Here is a 12,717-nt window from a genome sequence, read left to right as displayed (position 1 = left end):
ACAATTGGGGTGCAGTTCAATTTCTCCTTGGCTTTTTTTACTATTTTTTGTTTATAATAATAATGGGTGAAATTATGATTAGAATTTGTGCAGTAACAAAAACAGATGAAGTATTATATGATGTTTCTCTAGAAGAAACAAAGAAAGACCATATTGTATGGTATTGGCTAGATTTATATAAGCCAACGAAAGAAGAGTATACATATATTCTGCAAGACCATTTTAAGTTCCATCCCCTTGCAATTGAAGACTGTCTAGAATACGTACAGAGGCCAAAAGTTGATTTTTATGATGGATATAACTTTTTAGTTCTTCACGCGTTTGGAGAAGATGGGCTAGAACCACATGAAATTGATTTGTTTGTTAGTGATCGCTATATTGTTTCTTTCCATTTTTCTCATAATAATGCAATTGAAAGAGTATGGAAAACACTTGGTGAGAAGAGGCGGATTAAGAAAGGACCTTTACATGTAGCACATACGATCACTGATCAAATTGTAGATGATTATTTCGCACCTGTATATTACATTGAAGATCATTTAAATGCGATTGATGATAATTTAACAGGTGAGACAGCAGGAGCCGTACTAGAAGAAGTATTTGATATTAGGGCAGATTTATCTAAGTTAAGACGTACAATTATTCCAATGCGTGATTTATTGTATCGTATTTTGAATTCCACTCGTTTTTACGGTATAAGTGATCATGAGATTTATTTTAAAGATATACATGATCATTTACTTAAACTTACGGAAATGATTGAGGCAAGTCGAGAGTTAACGGCGGATATTCGGGATAGTTATTTTTCATTAAACTCACATCATATGAATAACATTATGAAAACATTAACTGTATTCTCGACTATTTTCATGCCATTAACATTTATTGCGGGAGTATATGGAATGAACTTTACGCATATGCCAGAGCTTGGTGGACAATATAGTTATTTTATTTGTCTTCTTCTAATGGCATTAATTGGCGGCGGAATGATGGCCTGGTTTTATAAAAAAGGATGGTTTAAGTAAAAAAACACCGAGGATTTCCTCGGTGTTTTTTTTCAACCAATAGCATGTAATACAAACATAGCTAAGAATAAGCATGTAATGATATACATAGATGGTGCGACTTCTTTACGCTTTCCAAGAGCAACTTTTAAGATAGGGTAAGCAATAAATCCGAACGCAATGCCATCAGCGATACTATATGTGAGCGGGATCATGACGATAATTAAGAACGCTGGAAATCCTTCTGAAAAATCGTTCAGAGGAATTTGCTGAATGCTTGTAATCATCAGGCCGCCAATAATAATTAAGATTGGTGCAATGGCACTATCAGGAATTAGTTTGACAAACGGAAGTGCAAACAATGATGCAAAGAATAACAACCCCGTAACGATAGACGTCAGACCTGTCTTTCCGCCTGCAGTAATACCTGCGGCACTCTCTACTGTTGATACGGTAGGGCTTGTGCCAAATAGACCACATGTCATTGCTGAAATTGCATTGGCTTGGTAAGCACGTGGGAATTTACGGTCATCTTCTAATAAACCGTGCAGAAGTCCCATGTTCTCAAAAATAAGCACCATGCTTAAGGAGAATGTTGCAATCCAAAACGGTAAGGAAGAAAGTTTGCCAAATGACATAGCTCCAAACACATCCCCGTAATTAGCGAATGAGAATGAACTATTTCCGATTTGACTTGTATCAACAAGGCCAAATAGCCATGCAATACCAGTTCCTATTGCAATCGTCCATAAAAAGTTTCCACGTACGTTACGAATAAATAGTACAAGTGCAACGATAAGAGTAAGCACGGTCGCAAGAACGACAGGGTTACTTAATTTACCCATTGCAACAGCAGTATTTGGGTTCGAAACGACTAAGCCACCTTTTTGCAATCCGATAAACGCTAAAAATAATCCGATGCCGACAGTAATTGCTTCCTTTAATGACTTTGGAATTGATACTGATAGCACGCGAGCGATTGGTGTAAAAGCGGCAATTGCAAAAATAATACCAGAGATAAAGACAGCAGCCAATGCTTCTTGCCAAGTTAGTCCAAGCGTATGCACAGCTGTGTACGTGAAGAATGCATTTACACCCATACCAGGGACAAGAATAGCAGGTGCATTTGCCCAAAATGCCATGAGTAGACATCCGACAAATGAACTGAAAACAGTTGCTAAAATTCCAGCTTCAAGAGGAATGCCAGCATCGGATAAAATTGATGCATTTACAATCATAATATATACGATCGTGAAAAATGACGTAACTCCAGCTAAAACTTCTTGTTTTGGTGATGTTTCGTGTAAACCTAATTTAAATGTTCTTTCAAGTATTCCTTTCATGTTAAACCTTCTTTTTCATATCCCTCTCCCACCCGTGATATCTCTTTCGTAAGAGCTCACCGTCCTTTATTATATCAGAACATCATGTTTTTACAACAAGGAAAATGATAACGTTTACTTATAAATGAAATTATTTATAAATACGTAAAAATTGCCCGTATTGTTGAAATAATTTCTAACTCTCCCGATTGAATGGGTGGAGCTGCTTGCGCATGTAAAGTAGCATAAGACGTAACCTCCCTTGGTAATTGGGCAGATTCTTCAACGAATGAGAGGGGAACAGGATTAATATTTAAATTATATGTACTCGCAATAGCACGAGCTTTTTCTACTGCTTGGTGCAGAGCTTGAATGAGAGCTTGCTCATAATATTTATTTGGATGAGATACTCGGAAACGTAAACCTTTTGCTACATTTGCACCATTTGAAACGGCTATATCATATACTTCCCCAGCTTTTTGTACATTTAAAACGGTAATTTCATACAAATGCTCCACGCGGTATCCTTGCAGCAAGGCTTTATCATTTACATATTCGTATTGAGGAGTAATTGTATAAGAAATCGTCTCTATATCTTTATCGGCAATACCAAGCTGTTTAAGTGCATCCAACAATTGTTTGGATTGCACTGCATTTTCTTCTTGAGCCTGTTTTACATTTTTATCATCTGTTCGAATGCCGAGTGTTAATATAACAACATTCGGTTTTGCTTTTACAACACCTTCTCCTTGTACAGTAATAGTAGCTTCTTTACCAGTATTAGCAGTGCGTACGTTGTGTAAATAAGGATTCATTCCACCCTGCATTTTCCATCACCATCCTTTTTATATGTATATGTGTGAACAAAAAAGAAATTTATATGAAAAAAGTTACATAAATGAGAATGTTGAGGAAAGAAAGCATATACAACATAGGTATTTATAGATTATAATATGTGTAAATATGATAAAAAAGGGACGAGGCTATTGAACGAAAAAAGAGAAACGCTGATTTTAGATTTATCTGCATCATTTCGAAAAATGATACGTTTATTACAAAATGATATTAATACACGTTTTGCAGAACATATGCCATATAATGAATTTTCTGTATTACGTGCGTTATTTTTAAACAGTCCACAGATGGCTTCGCAAATTGCGAGTGAAGTAAACGTAACCTCCAGTCATATTACAGCTGTTACAGATCGTCTCGTACGAAAAGGATTAGTAGAAAGAAAACGTTCTAATTCAGATCGTCGAATCGTGTACTTAGAAATTACAGAGCACGGAAGAGAAGTAACTGAAAAACTTGAAGCTGTGCGTAAAGAATATTATAAAGAGAGATTTAAAGGTTGGAGCGACCAAGAAATAGAAATGGTCTTAGAACTATTTGGCCGCGTATTATAATAAATGAGGATAGGAAGCGAAAGCATTCCTATCCTTTTTCTTTTGAATAAAAATATTTTGAAACTCCGATACTTTAATTAAAAGATCGGAGGAAAGATTATGAAATATATTGCTGCACTTACCATTTTATTTGGTGGTTTTTTCTGTTTTCAAACATTCACGTACGCAGATACGCCTATCCAAGTAGTGCGAAAAGAAGTGAAGTACATTGAAAATGATAATACAGTCTTATATTCGAAATTATGGGTTCGTTCTATGCAAAACGCAGTATTATTTCACCATAGCGATAATATTCGTAATCGGGACACATTACGTAATGTAACAAGTTCATCGCTTGTTAAAGCGAAGCAACTATCTTTTCAGAAAGCAGCACTTTATATACCGAGACTATCGCAATACGTATCAAAAATAGGGAAAGAAAACATTCAAGTGTACTACATTGCGATTCACTATAATGTGAAAAAAGAAAATGCATATCAATTAGATGGCATGAACTATTTTCTACAAGTATTCGTAAAAGAGCGTGGGGAATGGAAAATTGCCGAAAGTGTAGTTGCCCCGACAGAGCAAATTGTGCAAAATGGTGATGGATTTGGAATGAAAGAAGAGATGGTGTATGGGGATAGGAGAGAGAATGTGAAATAACCTCCTCATCGAGAGGAGGTTATTTTATTTGAAATTCCAAGAGACTTTCCATTTTAATATTTTAGGTAGGAAGAAATACGTAATGAAACTAGTTATTAAAAATCCGATGTAAAAGCTGGACAATGAGTGCGCGCGACTTAGTATTAAACCTCCAACGATCCCACCAAAGAAAATAGCGCATGCCATTACTAACTTTTGTAACTTTGGATATAATAGATAGTTACCATTTCGCTCATTGATTGAACGGGCATATAAATAAATACCGAGTGGTAATAAAATAAGTATATGTGCAATAGGTGCAATCAATGTTTTTGCCGGCGGAATCTTTGTAAAGTTTGGTTCGTTATGACGTACTCCATTTTGATCAGTATAAGCGCTTTGTGGATCATAATTAAAGTTAATAGTAAAATCTTCTGCTGGACTAGAAATACGTATGTTTTCCATAACATCATGTATAATGCCATTGTTCTCATGAAAGTCGGCACTCGAGTGAACAGCAATGACTCCTGATATTAGAGATGGAAGTAACGCTGGGAAGATTAATATAGCTGCAGTAAGAAATCCTTGCGATATCACATTTCCAGCGATTGTTCCTATACATAAGGCAAGTGTATAAATAGCGATTAATACAATTAACATATATATAAAGTAACTATGAAACGGTGAAAATACTTGATATTTATTATGAAAAGTCAACCTTTTCATAATAGCAAATAGCCCCCAGTTTAAAATGACAACAGCGGCGATATTACAGATTCCAAACAACCACTTTGTTATATAAAGGTGTGAACGTTTAAAGGGCATAGACCATAACAAGTCGCTAGCGTTATTTTGTCTTTCCCATCCAATTAACGTACAAGCTAGAATGGTCAGTATGCTACCTAACAGCATGATAGGATCTAAAAGTGTTAAATCAAAGTGATAATGATATACATAGTTCCATTTTTTATTGTCATTTAGAAAGTGTTGCTGTTGAATAGAAGTCATATAGTATTTATATGACAAACTATAGAAGCTGACGAGCCAAAATAACCATACAACATATTTACTTTGTTGATACGTTCTTAGCCATAGTGCTTTTTGAAATATAGGATCTCTCCTTTAAAAAACTTTATAATTTGTTAGGCGTGATAATACAACATAAGTAATGATTCCAGCGAGAAACAAACTGATATAGTAGTTAGGTAAGAAATAAAATTGATTGATTTTATAGCCACCTAGTAATGAAAAGTAAATCGTTGTCCCCCATATACATATTTTTAAATGTTTTTGGAAAATAAATATCCTTTGACTATTTTCATTTGGTGAACGCACATATAAATATGTCCCAAGTAGTAAATAAAATATTGTATAGAAAATAGGGACTAACATTGATTTGGCTGAATAATATACGTGAGATGCTGGATTTCTTAAAGTAGTTGGATCGTTGTCCCTCTTCCGAGAATCTGGCTGATAGTTATAATCAATAGAAAAGCGATATATTGGTACAACTATATTTGTTTTTTGATTGATTTCATATAGTTGTTGATCTAATTTATTATTTTTAGTATCGGTAGCCTCTAAATGGTTTAGTGTAAAAGTGTACACTAGTGGAATAAATGTAAGGCCCATTAGTAGCCATGGAATGCAAAAAATGACCTGTGAAACAATACTTCCAGTAAAAGTACCGATACATAGAGCAGCTGTATAGACTGCAACATAAGAAACTATCGCATAAAGAAAGTATCGGTGAAGTGGACTAAATGATTGATAATCAAAATGGATAGTTGTTCTATAAATAACATACATAATAATCCAATTTATAAGTAACGAGCTCACAATACAGAAGGAACCGAAAGCCCATTTAGATAAGAAAACATGTTTTCTTTTAAATGGCATCGTCATAAGTAGTGTATTAGATTGGTTGCTACGTTCCCATCCTATCAATAAGCAGGCTAAAGCAATGATAAGAACAGTTAACCAAAAACTATTACCATCTCGTGCAGAAAAGGTATAAAAATAATAATACTGTTCCCCTTTTTCTTGTAATTCGTAATATTTATCGAGTTCCATCTGAGCACTTCTATAGTATCCGAGAGATAGAAGATAAAGCGAACTAAAGAAGAATAGTAACGCAGCATATTTCCCACGCTTCCAATTCCACATCCATAACGCTTTATGAAACATATCCATCCTCCTCCAGTGTCGTAACGAAGACATCTTCAAGTGACATTGTTAATTCTTCAATGAGCAGTGGTTGTTCTTTATAAAACTTCTCGAGTGTTGTAGTCACATTTCCTTCAATTAAGATTGTATATACTTTTCCTGTTTGATTTAATATTTTAATATTGCTTAAGTTTTCTAGTTTTTGAGGTAATGAACGCTCGTAAGCTACTTGTATTTTTGCAAATTGTGATTTTGCATCGTCTAGTGACGTAATAGATGCTACAGTATGTCCTTTTAACATAATGATTGTATCTGCAATTTGTTCCACTTCATCTAAATGATGGGTAGAGATGAAAATGGTAATTTCTTTTTCTGCAACTTCTCCAACGAGAAACTGTAAAATCTGTCTTTTAACGATAGGATCAAGTCCGTTTGTTGGTTCATCTAAAATAATATATTCTGCTTTTGCAGCAACAGCTAAAATGATGGCAAGCAGTGCTTTCATTCCTTTTGAATAACTACGAATTCGTTTATTTGGTAAGTTGAAATGTTCTAGTAGTTCATAGAAATATGGTTCATCAAAAGCTGTATAAACTGCTTTATAAAACTTCACGATTTCTTTTACTGTATAACCGTTCAGTATGTTAGTAGAATCCGGAACATATACGATTTTTTGTTTCGTTTCAGGATTCTTATGAATGTCGATATCCTCATATGTAACAGTTCCCTCGTCTGGGTCTAAAATGCCGACCATCGTTCGTAATAAAGTTGTTTTTCCCGCGCCGTTTCTTCCAAGTAACCCGATGATACTACCTTTTTGTAATGTGAAAGAAACATCGTCTAAAATTGTTTGAGTATCAATTGTTTTCTTCAAGCTTGTCACTTTCAGCATCCGTATTTCCTCCAATCTCTTTATAGTATGAATCTATCCAATCATGAATTTTATCTTTCGTAACACCAAGATAAGAGGCTTCTAATAGTAATTGATGAAATTGCTTTTCAACCATAGCGATTTTCCTTTCGTCTAATGTTGGGGTAATCGATTGGGATACAAATGTTCCTTTTCCTCGTAACGTTTCAATAATTCCTTGTCGCTCTAACTCTTGATACGCTTTACTCACTGTATTTGGATTTATAACGAGTAAAGAAGCGAGTTCGCGTACAGAAGGAAGTTTATCACTTGGAGCCAACATGCTTTTCAATACGAGTTCTTTTATATTTTGAACAATTTGTTCCCATATCGGAGTGTTGCTTCTTGGGTCAAGTTGAATATGCAAGAGCAATGTCTCCTTCCTCATATGTATTAAGTGTACTACTATATGTAATACACTTAATACAATATAGGGGACGAATGTATTTGTCAACTGAAAATAATAGAAAAAATTGGTATTAAAAAAAGATAAATTGGAAAAAATAGGTCTGATATAGAATGGAGGGTTAGTCATGAAGCGAGTTTTTGGAATACTTGTTTGTTTCATGTTATTGCTTTCTGGAACTTCAGTGAGTTTCGCGCAATCTGAGAAAACGAAGCCAGAGAAAACAGAAGAAACAACGCCGAAGTTAGCGGAACAAGCGTCGTCAGCAATCGTAATTGAGCAAGATACAGGTAAAGTTTTATTTGATAAAAACCCAAATGAAAAATTACCACCTGCTAGTATGACAAAGATTATGACAATGCTTTTAATTATGGAAGAAGTTGAAAAAGGAAAATTAAAACTGACCGATAAAGTTAGAGCGAGTGAACATGCAGCTTCAATGGGTGGATCGCAAATCTTTTTAGAACCTGGGGAAGAGATGACTGTAAATGAGATGTTAAAGGGTATTGCAATTGCATCTGGAAATGACGCATCTGTTGCGGTAGCCGAGCACATCGCAGGTTCAGAAGAAGGATTTGTAAATATGATGAACAAAAAGGCGAAAGATTTAGGGCTGAAAAATACACATTTTCAAAACCCAACAGGTCTTCCGGCCAAAGACCATTATTCGACAGCAAATGATATGGCTATAATGGCGAGAGAATTGATGAAGTATCCACTTATTCGTAAATACACAGGTAAGTACGAAGATTATTTACGTGAAGATACGGATAAAAAGTTTTGGCTCGTTAATACGAATAAACTAGTACGTTTTTATCCTGGCGTAGATGGAGTAAAAACAGGTTTTACGACAGAAGCGAAATATTGTTTAACAGCATCGGCTGAAAAAAATGGTATGCGTGTCATTTCAGTTGTCATGGGAGCACCAACATCAAAAGAACGGAACAACCAAGTGACAAAGCTTCTTGACTATGCATTTGGACAATATATGACAAAGAAATTGTATACGCGCGGCGAAAAAATTAAGACAGTTCAAGTAGGAAAAGGGAAAAAAGAAAAAGTAGATTTAGTTGCGTCAGATAATGTTTCTCTTCTTATGAAGAAGGGCGAGAATATGGACAAGGTAAAACAAGAAGTAATTGCTGAAAAGAAAGTAAAAGCACCGATTAAAAAAGGTGACGCGCTTGGCACCCTTGTTATTAAAAAAGATAAAGATGTTTTATTAAAACAAACAATTGTAGCAAAAGAAGATGTTGCTGCAGCGAGCTGGTGGGAGTTATTTAAAAGAAGTTTTGGGATGTTTTCAACATCAAAATAGCGGCAAATATTTTGCCGCTTTTCTATTCGTATGTAAGTGAATAATGCTGAAAGGTTTCACTTTATGACGAAATAGTTCTTCTTTTGTCAGCAGGAAGGATTCTTATTTTGTATCACGAAAATCTTTATGTATGTGAATAAGTAAAGTTTGAGCATAAGGAGGAAATCGTGTGAGTCTTTCCATGCAATTAGAAGTAAAACGTGACGTCCTATGTGTGAGACTAGAGGGTGAATTAGATCATCATACGGCTGAAGAGTTGCGAACGAAAGTAACAGATATGATTGAGACACATGGTGTTCATCATATTGTTTTGAGCCTAGAGAACTTATCGTTTATGGATAGTTCTGGTCTAGGTGTTATATTAGGCCGATATAAACACGTAAAGGGATTAGGTGGAGAAATGGTTGTTTGTGCAATTTCACCGCCTGTTAAGCGTTTATTTGAAATGTCGGGCTTATTCAAAATCGTTCGCTTAGAAGAAAGTGAAGCGCACGCGCTCGCGACGTTGGGGGTGGCATAGATGAGAAATGAAATGAACCTTCAATTTTCAGCATTAAGTCAAAATGAATCATTCGCTCGCGTTACAGTGGCGGCTTTCATTGCACAACTAGATCCAACGATGGAAGAATTAACGGAGATTAAAACAGTTGTGTCAGAAGCGGTTACAAATGCAATTATTCATGGATACGAAGGAAATGCAGAAGGTATTGTTTATATTTCTGTAATTTTGGAAGAAGCAATGGTGAAACTCACGATTCGAGATGAAGGGATTGGAATCTTTAACTTAGATGAAGCGAGACAACCCCTTTTTACAACTAAACCTGAATTAGAGCGTTCCGGAATGGGATTTACTATCATGGAAAATTTTATGGATGAAGTAGAAGTTATTTCAAACGAATCTTTCGGGACAACAATCCATTTGACAAAATACTTATCAAATAGTAACGCTCTATGCAATTAAGGAGAATAGCCTATGGACATAGAGGTCAAAAATGAGAAGAAGAAACCTCAGTTAAAGGACCACGAGCTAAAAGCGTTAATTCAAAAAAGTCAAGATGGAGATCAACAAGCGAGAGATACAATCGTTCAAAGTAATATGCGCCTCGTTTGGTCGGTTGTACAGCGGTTTCTTAATCGAGGATACGAACCAGACGACCTATTTCAAATTGGATGTATTGGGCTCTTGAAATCGGTAGATAAATTTGATTTATCTTTCGACGTGAAATTTTCAACATATGCAGTTCCAATGATTATTGGTGAAATACAACGTTTCTTACGCGATGATGGATCAGTGAAAGTTAGTAGGTCTTTAAAAGAAACAGGAAACAAAATTCGAAAGATGAGAGATGAGCTTTCGAAAGAATTCGGAAGGGCTCCAACGATTAATGAAGTGGCAGAGGCACTAGAACTAACGCCAGAGGAAGTTGTTCTAGCACAAGAAGCGAGCCGGGCCCCTTCATCTATACATGAAACTGTATATGAAAACGATGGAGATCCAATCACTATTTTAGATCAAATTGCAGATCAATCTGAAACGAAATGGTTCGATAAAATCGCTTTAAAAGAAGCGATTAGAGAACTAGATGAACGAGAGCGCTTAATTGTATACTTACGTTACTATAAAGATCAAACACAGTCAGAAGTAGCCGAGCGCATAGGCATTTCGCAAGTACAAGTTTCAAGACTTGAAAAGAAAATATTAAAACAGATGAAAGATCGAATAGACGAATAATTGTCTATTCGATTTTTTTATGCCGTTAATAGGAGAGAGATGTTAATTTTCGCAAAAATTAACAGAATTTATTGATAATTTAGTCAATTTAAAATATAATCCAAGTATGAACTTGTCATAAAGGGGGAAGGAAACATGGAAACGAGGCAACAATGGGGAACGAGAGCTGGATTTATTTTCGCAGCGGTCGGATCTGCCGTTGGATTAGGAAACATATGGCGTTTTCCTTATACAGCGTATGAAAATGGAGGAGGAGCATTCTTTTTACCGTATTTATTTGCATTATTAACGACTGGTATTTCATTGTTAGCGTTTGAGTTTGCCCTTGGTCATCGTCATCGTGGCTCAGCACCACTTACATTTTTCCGTATTAGCCCGCGTGCAGAATTTATTGGATGGTGGCAAATGTGCGTAACATTTATTGTTTCAACATATTATGCAGTGATTATTGCTTGGTCTATATCGTATACATACTTTGCAATTACTGGAGCATGGGGAAAAGACACGCAATCATTTTTATTTAAAGAGTACTTACATGTTGCAGATAAGCCAGGACAATTTGGAGGACTTGTACCAGAAGTATTAATTCCGTTAGCTCTCGTTTGGATTATTGTGCTTGGCGTTGCATTTAAAGGAGTTAAAAAAGGAATCGAAGTTGTTAACCGTATATTTATTCCTTTATTAGTTGTTATGTTCCTTATTATCGTTGTTCGTGCAGTGACGATGGAAGGTGCTATGCAAGGACTAGATGCATTCTTTAAACCAGATTGGAGTCTTATTTTTGATGGGAAAGTATGGCTTGCTGCTTACGGTCAAATATTCTTTAGTTTATCTTTAGCATTTGGAATTATGATTACGTATTCTAGTTATTTACCGAAAAACTCGGATACAACAAATAATGCCTTTATTACTGGATTTGCAAACTCAGGATTTGAATTATTAGCAGGTATTGGGGTCTTTGCAGCTCTTGGATTTATGGCAAATAATATGGGAGTACCGGTTGATAAAGTAGCAAGTGCTGGCGTTGGGCTTGCATTCGTAGTATTTCCCCAAATTATTAATGAATTGCCGATGTCACCGTTGTTTGGTGTTTTATTTTTCTTATCGTTAACGGTTGCTGGAATTACATCACTTATTTCACTCGCGGAAGTATGCTTTGCCGCTGTATCTGAAAAATTCAGTTTAAGTCGGGAAAAAACTATTGGAATTATGGGAACCCTTCTCGTGTTAGTTTCTCTTGTTTTTGCAACACGTGGTGGACTTATGTTCTTAGATGTTGTCGACTATTTCGCTAATAATTTCGGATTAATTACAATTGCACTTGCGGAAGTAGTTACGATAGGGCTCATTTTACGCCGTTTACCAGTTTATCAAAATCATGCAAACTTCGTATCTGATATTAAATTAGGAACGTTTTGGAGAGTGAGTTTACTCGTTATTACTCCGCTTATGTTAGGGTATATGCTAATTGATGGTACAATCCAAAATATTAAAAAGAACTACGGAGATTATCCGACTGAGTTTGTTGTAACGTATGGTTGGTCGATAGCAGCAGCATTCCTCATAGTTGCAATAATCATTGGCCTGAAAAAATGGGATGCACAAATTCATTCGGATTCTGCCAAGCTTGAAAAAGAATGGAAAGATCGAGGTGTTTCATAATGAGTGGATCAGCGATTATGATGATGGTTATTGGAATAGTAGTCATTTGGGGAGGGCTTGCATTAAGTATTGTAAACTTATTTAAGAAAAAGGCATAAGTAAAAAACATCTGTACCGAAATGGTGCAGATGTTTTTTTATGAAAAAATTGTATTAGAAAAAAATTCA

Annotated in this window: 15 protein-coding genes; 9 read left to right on the top strand and 6 right to left on the bottom strand. The window is 35.5% G+C overall.

The features are described from left to right. The first annotated feature begins 62 nt into the window (after window positions 1–62). Entirely contained in the window at window positions 63–1,025 is a 963-nt protein-coding gene (gene corA / locus DN401_RS19275) for a magnesium/cobalt transporter CorA (RefSeq protein ID WP_002026281.1), read from the top strand. Window positions 1,026–1,057: 32 nt separating this feature from the next. On the opposite strand, the gene DN401_RS19270 is transcribed toward corA, so the two are convergent. Continuing rightward, on the bottom strand, window positions 1,058–2,347 hold the full coding sequence (locus DN401_RS19270) for an NCS2 family permease (RefSeq protein ID WP_000676248.1): 1,290 nt from the start codon (window positions 2,345–2,347) through the stop codon (window positions 1,058–1,060). 134 nt (window positions 2,348–2,481) lie between these two features. Next, complete coding sequence (locus tag DN401_RS19265) at window positions 2,482–3,153, bottom strand: SIMPL domain-containing protein (protein WP_001161449.1); 672 nt, start codon at window positions 3,151–3,153, stop codon at window positions 2,482–2,484. 159 nt (window positions 3,154–3,312) lie between these two features. On the opposite strand from DN401_RS19265, the gene DN401_RS19260 reads away from it, so the two are divergent. Then, window positions 3,313–3,732 carry a MarR family winged helix-turn-helix transcriptional regulator gene (locus DN401_RS19260; RefSeq protein ID WP_001003307.1) on the top strand — a complete coding sequence of 140 codons (420 nt, stop codon included), beginning with the start codon at window positions 3,313–3,315 and terminating at the stop codon, window positions 3,730–3,732. Between the two features lie 99 nt (window positions 3,733–3,831). Next, window positions 3,832–4,377: a hypothetical protein gene (locus DN401_RS19255; RefSeq protein ID WP_000873774.1), complete on the top strand. Its 546-nt coding sequence runs from the start codon at window positions 3,832–3,834 to the stop codon at window positions 4,375–4,377. 24 nt (window positions 4,378–4,401) lie between these two features. Here the strand turns inward: DN401_RS19255 and DN401_RS19250 are convergent, their stop codons facing one another. From DN401_RS19250 to DN401_RS19235, 4 genes are read right to left on the bottom strand one after another with little or no spacing between them, the layout of a single operon-like run. Continuing rightward, window positions 4,402–5,466, bottom strand: a complete 1,065-nt coding sequence (locus DN401_RS19250) for an ABC-2 transporter permease (protein WP_000486538.1) — start codon at window positions 5,464–5,466, stop codon at window positions 4,402–4,404. 12 nt (window positions 5,467–5,478) lie between these two features. Then, window positions 5,479–6,543, bottom strand: a complete 1,065-nt coding sequence (locus DN401_RS19245; RefSeq protein WP_000468523.1) for an ABC transporter permease — start codon at window positions 6,541–6,543, stop codon at window positions 5,479–5,481. Beyond that, window positions 6,533–7,414, bottom strand: a complete 882-nt coding sequence (locus DN401_RS19240; protein WP_000922165.1) for an ABC transporter ATP-binding protein — start codon at window positions 7,412–7,414, stop codon at window positions 6,533–6,535. Before DN401_RS19240 ends, DN401_RS19245 begins: the two co-directional genes overlap by 11 nt. Next, entirely contained in the window at window positions 7,380–7,799 is a 420-nt protein-coding gene (locus DN401_RS19235; protein WP_000548045.1) for a GntR family transcriptional regulator, read from the bottom strand. The genes DN401_RS19240 and DN401_RS19235 overlap by 35 nt, the downstream gene beginning before the upstream one ends. Window positions 7,800–7,965: 166 nt before the next feature. On the opposite strand from DN401_RS19235, the gene dacF reads away from it, so the two are divergent. The 6 genes from dacF to DN401_RS19200 all read left to right on the top strand — a co-directional run bounded on the left by dacF (window position 7,966) and on the right by DN401_RS19200 (window position 12,648). Next, window positions 7,966–9,156, top strand: a complete 1,191-nt coding sequence (gene dacF / locus DN401_RS19225) for a serine-type D-Ala-D-Ala carboxypeptidase DacF (protein WP_000831981.1) — start codon at window positions 7,966–7,968, stop codon at window positions 9,154–9,156. Between the two features lie 169 nt (window positions 9,157–9,325). Beyond that, window positions 9,326–9,676 (top strand): anti-sigma F factor antagonist, encoded by a 351-nt coding sequence (gene spoIIAA / locus DN401_RS19220; protein WP_000059135.1) that lies wholly within the window; start codon window positions 9,326–9,328, stop codon window positions 9,674–9,676. Next, window positions 9,677–10,117: an anti-sigma F factor gene (gene spoIIAB, locus DN401_RS19215; protein ID WP_001243398.1), complete on the top strand. Its 441-nt coding sequence runs from the start codon at window positions 9,677–9,679 to the stop codon at window positions 10,115–10,117. It abuts the gene before it with no gap. A gap of 12 nt (window positions 10,118–10,129) precedes the next feature. Next, window positions 10,130–10,888, top strand: a complete 759-nt coding sequence (gene sigF / locus DN401_RS19210; protein WP_000350729.1) for an RNA polymerase sporulation sigma factor SigF — start codon at window positions 10,130–10,132, stop codon at window positions 10,886–10,888. A 135-nt stretch (window positions 10,889–11,023) separates the two neighbouring features. After that, the gene (locus DN401_RS19205) at window positions 11,024–12,550 is read left to right on the top strand and encodes a sodium-dependent transporter (RefSeq protein WP_000450081.1); all 1,527 of its coding nucleotides are present in this window, start codon (window positions 11,024–11,026) and stop codon (window positions 12,548–12,550) included. Then, a complete protein-coding gene (locus DN401_RS19200; protein WP_000016828.1) occupies window positions 12,550–12,648 on the top strand; it encodes a methionine/alanine import family NSS transporter small subunit in 99 nt (32 codons plus the stop codon). The genes DN401_RS19205 and DN401_RS19200 overlap by 1 nt, the downstream gene beginning before the upstream one ends. The last annotated feature ends 69 nt before the right edge of the window (window positions 12,649–12,717 follow it).

It is taken from the genome of Bacillus sp. BF2-3 (genome assembly GCF_008368795.1).
GTDB classification, from domain to species: domain Bacteria; phylum Bacillota; class Bacilli; order Bacillales; family Bacillaceae_G; genus Bacillus_A; species Bacillus_A cereus.
Note: the sequence above shows the minus strand (reverse complement) of the source record. Positions and strands in the feature narration are given on the sequence as shown.